At 55.6% G+C, this 8,837-nt stretch carries 10 protein-coding genes and 1 pseudogene; all 11 read left to right on the forward strand.

Annotated features, from left to right (window positions below):
* Nucleotides 1-319, forward strand: a 319-nt coding sequence (locus tag ABJQ89_RS15110) for a DUF3168 domain-containing protein (protein WP_348497011.1), incomplete at its 5' end; no start/stop codon positions are given.
* Nucleotides 320-358: 39 nt separating this feature from the next.
* Nucleotides 359-775, forward strand: a complete 417-nt coding sequence (locus tag ABJQ89_RS15115; RefSeq protein ID WP_348497012.1) for a phage major tail protein, TP901-1 family — start codon at nucleotides 359-361, stop codon at nucleotides 773-775.
* The gene (locus ABJQ89_RS15120; RefSeq protein ID WP_348497013.1) at nucleotides 775-1,101 is read left to right on the forward strand and encodes a gene transfer agent family protein; all 327 of its coding nucleotides are present in this window, start codon (nucleotides 775-777) and stop codon (nucleotides 1,099-1,101) included. The genes ABJQ89_RS15115 and ABJQ89_RS15120 overlap by 1 nt, the downstream gene beginning before the upstream one ends.
* Nucleotides 1,098-1,319 carry a rcc01693 family protein gene (locus tag ABJQ89_RS15125; RefSeq protein ID WP_348497014.1) on the forward strand — a complete coding sequence of 74 codons (222 nt, stop codon included), beginning with the start codon at nucleotides 1,098-1,100 and terminating at the stop codon, nucleotides 1,317-1,319. Before ABJQ89_RS15120 ends, ABJQ89_RS15125 begins: the two co-directional genes overlap by 4 nt.
* Nucleotides 1,312-1,971: a phage tail tape measure protein gene (locus tag ABJQ89_RS15130; RefSeq protein WP_348497015.1), complete on the forward strand. Its 660-nt coding sequence runs from the start codon at nucleotides 1,312-1,314 to the stop codon at nucleotides 1,969-1,971. The genes ABJQ89_RS15125 and ABJQ89_RS15130 overlap by 8 nt, the downstream gene beginning before the upstream one ends.
* A 30-nt stretch (nucleotides 1,972-2,001) precedes the next feature.
* Complete coding sequence (locus ABJQ89_RS15135) at nucleotides 2,002-2,634, forward strand: DUF2460 domain-containing protein (protein ID WP_348497016.1); 633 nt, start codon at nucleotides 2,002-2,004, stop codon at nucleotides 2,632-2,634.
* Nucleotides 2,631-3,518 (forward strand): DUF2163 domain-containing protein, encoded by an 888-nt coding sequence (locus tag ABJQ89_RS15140; protein WP_348497017.1) that lies wholly within the window; start codon nucleotides 2,631-2,633, stop codon nucleotides 3,516-3,518. Before ABJQ89_RS15135 ends, ABJQ89_RS15140 begins: the two co-directional genes overlap by 4 nt.
* Nucleotides 3,515-3,964 (forward strand): NlpC/P60 family protein, encoded by a 450-nt coding sequence (locus ABJQ89_RS15145; protein ID WP_348497018.1) that lies wholly within the window; start codon nucleotides 3,515-3,517, stop codon nucleotides 3,962-3,964. The genes ABJQ89_RS15140 and ABJQ89_RS15145 overlap by 4 nt, the downstream gene beginning before the upstream one ends.
* 3 nt (nucleotides 3,965-3,967) lie before the next feature.
* Entirely contained in the window at nucleotides 3,968-7,981 is a 4,014-nt protein-coding gene (locus tag ABJQ89_RS15150) for a glycoside hydrolase TIM-barrel-like domain-containing protein (RefSeq protein ID WP_348497019.1), read from the forward strand.
* A complete protein-coding gene (locus tag ABJQ89_RS15155; RefSeq protein ID WP_348497020.1) occupies nucleotides 7,978-8,274 on the forward strand; it encodes a hypothetical protein in 297 nt (98 codons plus the stop codon). The genes ABJQ89_RS15150 and ABJQ89_RS15155 overlap by 4 nt, the downstream gene beginning before the upstream one ends.
* 110 nt (nucleotides 8,275-8,384) lie before the next feature.
* Nucleotides 8,385-8,837, forward strand: a pseudogene (locus ABJQ89_RS15160) (serine O-acetyltransferase); the annotation flags it as partial.

Consider the following 8,837-nt stretch of genomic DNA (forward strand, 5'->3'; position numbering starts at 1 on the left):
GCATATTTACGATGCGATGCCTGCTGGGACCGTGCCGGATTTGTATGTTTTGCTGGGTGAAGAAGCGGTGAAAGACGCGTCTGACGAAAGCGGCGCGGGGGCTGTGCATGATGTTGTGATTTCGATCATGAGCACAGCGGATAGTTTTCTGACCCTCAAAGAAGCCGGCAATGCGATTTGGCAGGCGCTCGACAGCGCGCCTTTGGTTTTGACGCGCGGACGTGTCGTCGGGCTTTGGTTTTTGAACAGTTCAGCCAAGCGCAGCACTGCGGGGCTTCGCAAGATCGATCTGAAATTCAGAGCGCGCCTAGAGGCGTGATCTAGACATTAAGTTTCTCAAGAGAATGGAGTGAGCAATATGGGTGCGCAAAATGGTAAAGATCTACTGATTAAAGTGGATGTGAACGGCAGCAATACGTTTGAAACCCTGGCCGGGCTTCGTGCAACGCGTGTGAGCTTTAATGCTGAAACGGTGGATGTCACGAACCTGAGCAGCACGGGTGGCTGGCGTGAGTTGCTGGGCGGCGCGGGTGTGAAGACTGCGGCTTTGTCGGGGTCTGGGGTGTTCCGCGATGAAGCGACAGATGAGCGCGCGCGCCAGATCTTCTTTGACGGCGAAATCCCGAACTTTCAGGTGATCATTCCTGATTTTGGCATTGTGCAGGGCCCGTTCCAAATCAGCGCGATTGAATATGCCGGATCGCATAATGGCGAGGCGACCTATGAGCTGTCGATGGCCTCTGCGGGTGAGCTGACGTTCTCGGCGGATAGCTGATGGATAATCCCTGGAGCGGCGTTGTCTCTCTGGACGTCGATGGCACCAAGCGGGCGATGTCGCTGACGCTTGGGGCCTTGGCGGAACTTGAGACAACTTTGGGCGATGACACATTGGTGTCCTTGGTTGAACGCTTTGAAAGCGGCGCGTTTTCAAGCCGTGATGTGCTGACCTTGATTGTTGCAGGGCTACGCGGCGGGGGCTGGGATATCAGCGCGGCCGATTTGATAGCGGCAGACATCAAGGGCGGCCCTATGGCGGCTGCGAAAGCTGCGGCGCAGCTCTTAGCGCGAGCGTTCTTGATGCCGGAGGAGCGTCGGGGATGACCTTGGTCAATTGGCCTGAGTTGATGCGCGCAGGATTGGTGCAGTTGCGGTTGCAGCCCGCAGAATTCTGGGCGCTGACGCCTGCGGAATTGATGGTGATGTTGGGCCACGGCGCAGGCCAAGCACCGATGGGGCGCGCGCGGTTGAGTGATCTTTTGCGGGCATATCCTGATGCGCCTCAGGGCGTGGATGAAGAAAGGAATACCTCTAATGAGTGATTTTGAGAGTTCGAATCCGCTGGATGAACAGCTGACGTCTTTGGAGGAGAGTTTTGGCTCTGCTGCGGGGATGGCTGCGGGTTTTGATACGGAAATGAAGCGTATTCAAACGACGCTGCAAAGCACAGGTCAGGGCATTCAAAGCCTCGATGCGAGCTTGTCGCGTTCACTGCGCGGTGCCTTTGAGGGCGTTGTGTTTGATGGTCAGAAGTTGAGCGAAGCGTTGCGAGATGTGGGGCGCTCCATGGCGGATGCGGCGTTGAATGCGGCGATCAAACCTGTCGCCAATCATGTGTCCAGCGCGATCACGGGGGGCATGGATGCTTTGATGAGTGGCATTCTGCCTTTTGCAAATGGCGGTAGTTTCACACAGGGGCGCGTGACTGCCTTTGCCAATGGCGGCGTTGTGAATGGGCCGACAACCTTCCCGATGCGGGGTGGCATGGGGTTGATGGGTGAGGCTGGACCCGAGGCGATTATGCCGCTGACGCGCGGCGCCGATGGGCGCTTGGGCGTGCAGGCGCAAGGCGGGGGTAGCTCACAGGTGGTGATCAATATCTCAACGCCTGACGTTGAAGGCTTTCGCCGCTCGCAAAGCCAGATTGCCGGTCAGATGAGCCGCGCATTGGGGCGGGCACAACGCACACGCTGAATTTTTCAAAGAATGACGGAGGGCTAAATTATGCAACTTCACGAAGTTAGGTTTCCCGCGGCTTTGAGCTTTGGCTCGCTCGGCGGGCCGGAACGCCGCACGGATATTGTAACGCTGAGCAACGGTTATGAAGAGCGCAACACGCCGTGGTCGCATTCGCGTCGCCGCTATGATGCGGGCGTTGGGTTGCGCGCGATGGATGATGTGGATGAGGTCTTAAGCTTTTTCGAAGCGCGGCGCGGTCAGATGTTCGCGTTTCGCTGGAAAGACTGGTCCGATTTCAAGTCCTGCAAGCCGTCCGCGACGGTGGCCTATGAGGATCAGTTGATCGGAATAGGCGATGGTGTGACGAAGGAATTTCAACTGAGCAAAACCTATCGCTCTGGCGAGGCGAGCTATACGCGTGTCATTGCGAAGCCTGTCAGCGGCACCGTTAAAGTCGGCGTCGCGGGGGATCCGCAGCAAGAGGCGATACATTTCAACGTTGATACCGAGACCGGTTTGATCCTGTTTGAGCGTGCGCCTGATGAGGGTCGCGAGATTACTGCTGGTTTTGAGTTTGATGTGCCTGTGCGATTTGACACGGATCGAATTCACACCTCTGTCGCGAGCTTTCAAGCAGGCGAAGTGCCGAGCATTCCGGTCGTAGAGGTGCGGTTATGAGCGGCTTTACCGAGGAATTTCAGGCGCATCTTGATACAGGTGTGACCACCCTGTGCCGCGCTTGGAAGATCGAGCGGCGTGATGGTGTGAGCTTTGGCTTCACGGATCATGATTTGCCGTTGGAGTTTGAGGATTTGACGTTCAAACCTGATACGGGGCTTTCAGCGCTTGCGTTGCAGCAAACGACGGGTCTGGCTGTCGATAATACCGAAGCGATTGGGGCGTTGAGTGATGCGGCCATACGCGATGCGGATATCGATGCCGGTCGCTTTGATAGGGCTGAGGTGACGTCTTGGTTGGTCAATTGGGCTGATACAACCCAGCGTGTTTTGCAGTTTCGCGGCAATATTGGCGAAATTCGCCGTGCAGGCGGTGCGTTTCAGGCAGAACTGCGTGGGTTGACGGATATGTTGAACCGTCCTGTCGGGCGCGTATTTCAACGCCCCTGCGGTGCGGTTCTTGGGGACAAGGCCTGCGGCGTCGATGTGGGCGCAGTAGGATTTGTCGCGCAGCGCGTTCCTGTTGAGATCGATAACGCGCGGGTCTTTCGATTTTCCGATCTCGACAATTTTCCTGAAGATTGGTTCGAGCGCGGCCGCCTTGAGGTTCTGAGCGGTGATGCCAAGGGTTTGAGCGCGGCGATCAAAGTGGATCGTCAGGTAGATGATCTGCGCGAGATCACGCTTTGGGAGCCGCTTCGCGCTGACATTGTTGAGAGCGATGAGGTTCGTTTGACGGCTGGCTGTGACAAACGGTTTGAAACCTGTCGGTTGAAATTCTCCAACGCGATTAACTTTCGAGGGTTCCCTGACATTCCTGAAGAGGAATGGATGATGGTCTATCCGGCCAAAGCGCAATCGCGCGATGGGGGGAGCCGTCGATGAGCGCACTCAAGATGCCGTCAGAAACGGTTGTTGCAATCGCGCGGGAGTGGATTGGCACGCCCTATCGTCATCAGGCGTCGCGCTTGCATGCGGGAACGGATTGCTTGGGGTTGTTGCGCGGGATTTGGCGCACGCTCTATGGGGCTGAACCCGAAGCTGTGCCGCCGTATTCGCAAGATTGGGCAGAGCCGCAGGGCGATGAAGTCTTGCTGGGCGCTGCCTTGCGCCATTTGACCGTGCAAGACGGGGCTATAACGCCGGGCGATGTTTTGCTGTTCAGAATGCGCAAAGGCGCGATTGCCAAGCATGTCGGCATATGCGCGCAAACTGGCGATACCCCCACATTTATTCACGCATATAGCGGTCACGCGGTCGTCGAAAGCCCGCTTAGCTCGCCTTGGCAGCGCCGGATCGCGGCGCGCTTTAGTTTTCCTTTGGGAGTGTAATACATGGCTACGATCCTTCTTTCTGCCGCTGGTGCATCGCTTGGCGCTTCTGTTGGTGGTTCTGTGCTGGGGCTGTCTATGTCTGCGATTGGACGGTTTGCAGGCGCGATGGTGGGCAATGCGCTGGATCGGCGCACTGTGCGCACGGATCAGCATATTGTGGGCGGTGGTTCTGAGGTGGTGCAGACCGGCCAGATGAACCGGTTTCGCCTGACAGGTGCAGGGGAAGGACGCCCGATTGGGCAGGTTTTCGGCCGTATGCGTGTTTCTGGGCAAGTCATCTGGTCGAGCGAGTTTTTGGAGCGCCTTTATACCTCGACTTCGACGCAGGTGAGCACCCAAACGCAGGGCGCGCAAAGTGGTGGCAAGGGATCGACGACGACCCAAGTTGGCACAACGACTGTCACGAATTCCAATACAACTGTGTCGCAGAACTATGCTTACTCGATCAGCATTGCCGTTGCTCTGTGTGAGGGGGAGATTACCTCCGTTGGCCGCGTTTGGGCGGATGGGGTTGAAGTGAACCCGACCGACTTGAACATGCGAACCTATCTTGGATCAAATGACCAACTGGTTGATCCGAAGATTGAAGCTGTGGAAGGGGCAGGGCTGGCACCTGCCTATCGCGGTACGGCCTACGTGGTGTTTGAGAACCTGCAATTGGCGGACTTTGGCAATCGCGTGCCGCAGTTCACCTTTGAGGTTATTCGCGGTGCAACGGACGAGCTGCCTGAGGCTGCGAAGGATTTGACGCAAGCGGTGAAGGCGGTTGCCCTAATGCCGGGAACGGGTGAATTTGCCCTAGCAACGACGCCTGTGCATTACGACTTGGGTCTTGGTCAAAAGCAAAGCGTCAATGCCAATTCCCCGAGCTATCGGAGCGATTTTGAGACTTCGATCAAGTCCCTTGGCGAAGAGTTGCCCAATTGCGGTGCGGCGTCTCTGGTAGTCAGCTGGTTTGGCGATGATCTGCGGTGTGGTAGCTGTTCCATCAAACCCAAGGTTGAGCAGAAAGAGCTTGAAGGGGATCGGTTGCAATGGTCGGTGTCTGGGTTGGATCGGGCGGCGGTTGATTTGATCGGTCAGCAAGATGGTCGTGCGGTCTATGGTGGCACGCCCTCGGATAACTCGGTTTTGGAGGCGATTGCAGAGCTTAAAGAGGCTGGGCAATCCGTGATGTTCTACCCGTTCATTCTGATGGATCAATTGTCCGGGAATGGTTTGCCCGACCCATGGAGCGATGAGAGTGATCAACCTGTTCTGCCGTGGCGGGGACGCATTACCTGCTCGGTTGCGCCGCTGCGAGATGGCTCGCCCGATGGCACCAGCGCGGCGGACGTCGAGGTTGCAAATTTCTTTGGAACGGCGAGTGCATCTGACTTTTCCTATACCTCAAACGGCGTTAGCTATTCTGGCCCGAATGAATGGGGATTGCGCCGCTTTATTCTCCATAATGCAGCCCTTTGCGCCGCTGCGGGCGGTGTCGATGCCTTTTGTATCAGCTCCGAGATGCGTGGATTAACCCAAATCCGAGGCGAAGCGCATAGCTTTCCAGCCGTCGCGCAATTGATTGCCCTCACGATTGAGGTGCGCGCGATCTTGGGTCCGAACTGTAAGATCGGTTATGCTGCTGATTGGACGGAATATTTTGGCTATTCGCCGCAAGATGGATTTGGTCATCACTATTTCCATCTCGATCCGCTTTGGGCGCATGAAGAGATCGATTTCATCGGAATTGACAACTACATGCCGCTGTCTGATTGGCGCGATGGTGAAGTGCATGCGGATGTCGATTGGGGATCCATCTACGCGCTGGACTACCTGCAATCGAACATCGAAGGGGGCGAAGGGTTTGATTGGTATTATCATTCGGACGAGGCCCGCGCGGCACAAATCAGAACACCGATTGAAGATGGCGCTTATGATGAGCCATGGGTCTTTCGTTACAAAGACTTGCGCGGTTGGTGGGAAAATTTTCACTTCAATCGGATCGATGGCGTTCGCCAGAGCGAGGCAACAGATTGGAACCCGCAGTCGAAACCGTTTTGGTTCACTGAATATGGATGCGCTGCGGTAGATAAGGGCAGCAATCAGCCGAACAAGTTCTTGGATCCGAAATCATCAGAATCCAGCGTTCCGCATTACTCTAATGGGCAACGCGATGAGCTGATGCAAATGCAATATTTGCGGGCGATGACGGACTATTGGGAGAGCAAGGAACGCAATCCTACGTCCATTCACTATGATGCACCGATGCTCGATATGAGCCATGCCTATGTCTGGGCATGGGATGCGCGACCCTATCCGCATTTTCCAAACCGTTCGGACCTTTGGACGGATGGTGATAACTATTGGACGGGTCATTGGCTCAATGGTCGTTCAACATCGCGTTCGCTTGCCTCTGTCGTTGCGGAAATTTGCCTGCGTACAGGCGAAGAACGGTTTGACGTAAGTGGTCTATATGGCGTCGTGCGTGGCTATCAGATTGCTGACGTTTTGGAGGCGCGCAGCGCTTTGCAACCTTTGATGCTGCGGTATGGATTTGATGCGATTGAACGTGAAGGCGTTTTGCATTTCGTTATGCGAGACGGGCAGAAAGATGTTGAAATCGACATCGAACACCTTGCCGAGCATAGCGATATGGAAGGCACGCTAGAGGTGGTTCGAGGCTCGGATGCCGATCTGGCCGGACGTGTGCGGGCGAGTTTTGTGCAGGCGGATGCCGATTTTGACGTTGTGGTTGAAGAGACTGTTTTGCCAGAAGATGGCAGTCATGCGGTGTCCTCAACGGATATGCCTCTGATGATGACACGCGGTGAGGCGCGGCAGATGTTGGAGCGCTGGTTGAGCGAAGCGCGTGTGTCGCGTGAAGCGATCCGTTTGGCGCTGCCGCCCTCCAAGCTAAGCGTAAAAGCGGGCGATGTTATTCGATTGAGCGGCGCGCAAAACGACACGCAGTTTCGCGTGGACCGCGTTGAGCAAGGAGAAAGCCAGCTGCTGGAAGCGGTTCGGATTGAACCCAACGTCTATCGCCCTGCGCCTTACGGGGATGAGGCCAATGCGATGCGTCCCTTTGTATCTGCTTTGCCAGTTTTGCCTTACTTTATGGATTTGCCCTTGATGACCGGATACGAGGCGCCAGAGGCCCCGCATATCGCGGCAACCGCTTCGCCATGGCCGAACGCTGTTGCGGTGTACGATGCGCCAACGGATGCGGACTATGGGTTTAACACCTATCTGCTGGGCCGTTCGGTCATTGGGGTCACGGAAACGCCGCTCTTTGCAGGACAGCCGGGGGTTATTGATCGCGGTGCGCCGCTACGCGTACGTATTGCGAGCGATCAGCTCGAAAGCATTGCAGAAACGACGCTTTTGGCAGGCGGCAATTTGGCGGCGATTGGCGATGGCAGTGCAGGCAATTGGGAGATTTTCCAATTCCAAACGGCAGACCTCGTGGATATGGATACCTATGAGCTGAGCTTACGCCTGCGTGGTCAATGCGGAACAGATGGGTTGATGCCGGATTCCTGGCCGAGCGGATCGGTGTTTGTTCTGCTGAACGGTGTGCCGAACCAAATCTCTTTGCTGAGTTCGGATCGCGGCGTTGAACGTCACTACCGCATCGGTCCTGCACAACGCGGCTATGATGATCCCAGCTATGAACTGCGCATTGAGAGCTTTGAAGGCAACGGTATGCGCCCCTACGCGCCTGCGCATCTCAAGGCGATCTACGATGGGACTGATCTGAATGTGAGCTGGATCCGCCGAACGCGTCTGCAAGGTGATGAATGGGGCTGGGGCGATGTGCCACTGGGCGAAGATATAGAGCAATATTTGCTTCAGATTCTGGTCGGCGGCGTTGTGCAGCGCGAGGAGTTGTTGGACAGCCCAAGCTATACCTACACGCAAAGCGATAAAGTCTCTGACGGAGTTTCAGGCGCTTTTGAGGTCCGCGTTGCGCAGGTGTCGGAGCGTTTTGGTCCGGGTCTTTCGAGCAACGTGGTGCTTAGCAATTGATCATACACCCGCCCAATCTATCGGACGTTGTTCTGGCTACGCGATATCTCCTCGCGCAGCCAGACTCAGCTCAGCCTGAGCGGTGCCGCGAACTCATTGAACGTGTTCAGGAAGCTGCGCGCTATCAGGAGATAACGGGCAGGGCGCATGCGCGTTTGGGGGATGGTTCAATTGGGTCTTATGTTTTGCGCCTGCCGCTCGCGCCCATGCCTGCGCAATTGAATGAGGCGGCGTTTAAAGCGCTAAGCCTTGTTCTTGAACAGTTTTATGACACATCTTTTATCTCGAAGTAGCGTGACTTTTACGCATTCATCGCTCTCACCAATGTGATGTATCACGCCTTTGCATTTGTTCTGAAGTTGATAGGTGATATAGGATGAAAGCTCAGGATAAGGATATTGTCATGACGCAAGTGCCTAAACCCGTTCACCATGTCGATCCAGTTTGGGATCGTATCACACAAGAAGCGCATCGCGCGGTTGCTGATGAACCCGTCATGGGCGGGTGGTTGCATGCCTGTATTCTGAACCACGATTCATTGGACAAAGCGCTGTCTTATCGCTTTTCCGCCAAGGTGCATTCTAACGAGATGAGCCAAATCATCTTGCGCGATCTTGCCGATGAAGCTTATGCAGATGACCCATCGATCGTTGAAGCTGCGCGCGCAGACCTCATGGCGATTTTTGAGCGTGATCCGGCCTGCCATCGTTTGTTGCAACCGATCATGTTCTTCAAGGGATTTCAGGCGATTCAAGCCTATCGTCTTGCGCATTGGCTCTGGCGGACAGGGCGTGAGGATTTGTCTTACTTCGTTCAAATGCGTGTTTCAGAAATCTATGGGGTGGATATCCATCCC

Source organism: Planktotalea sp., from assembly GCF_039984035.1.
Lineage (GTDB): Bacteria > Pseudomonadota > Alphaproteobacteria > Rhodobacterales > Rhodobacteraceae > Planktotalea.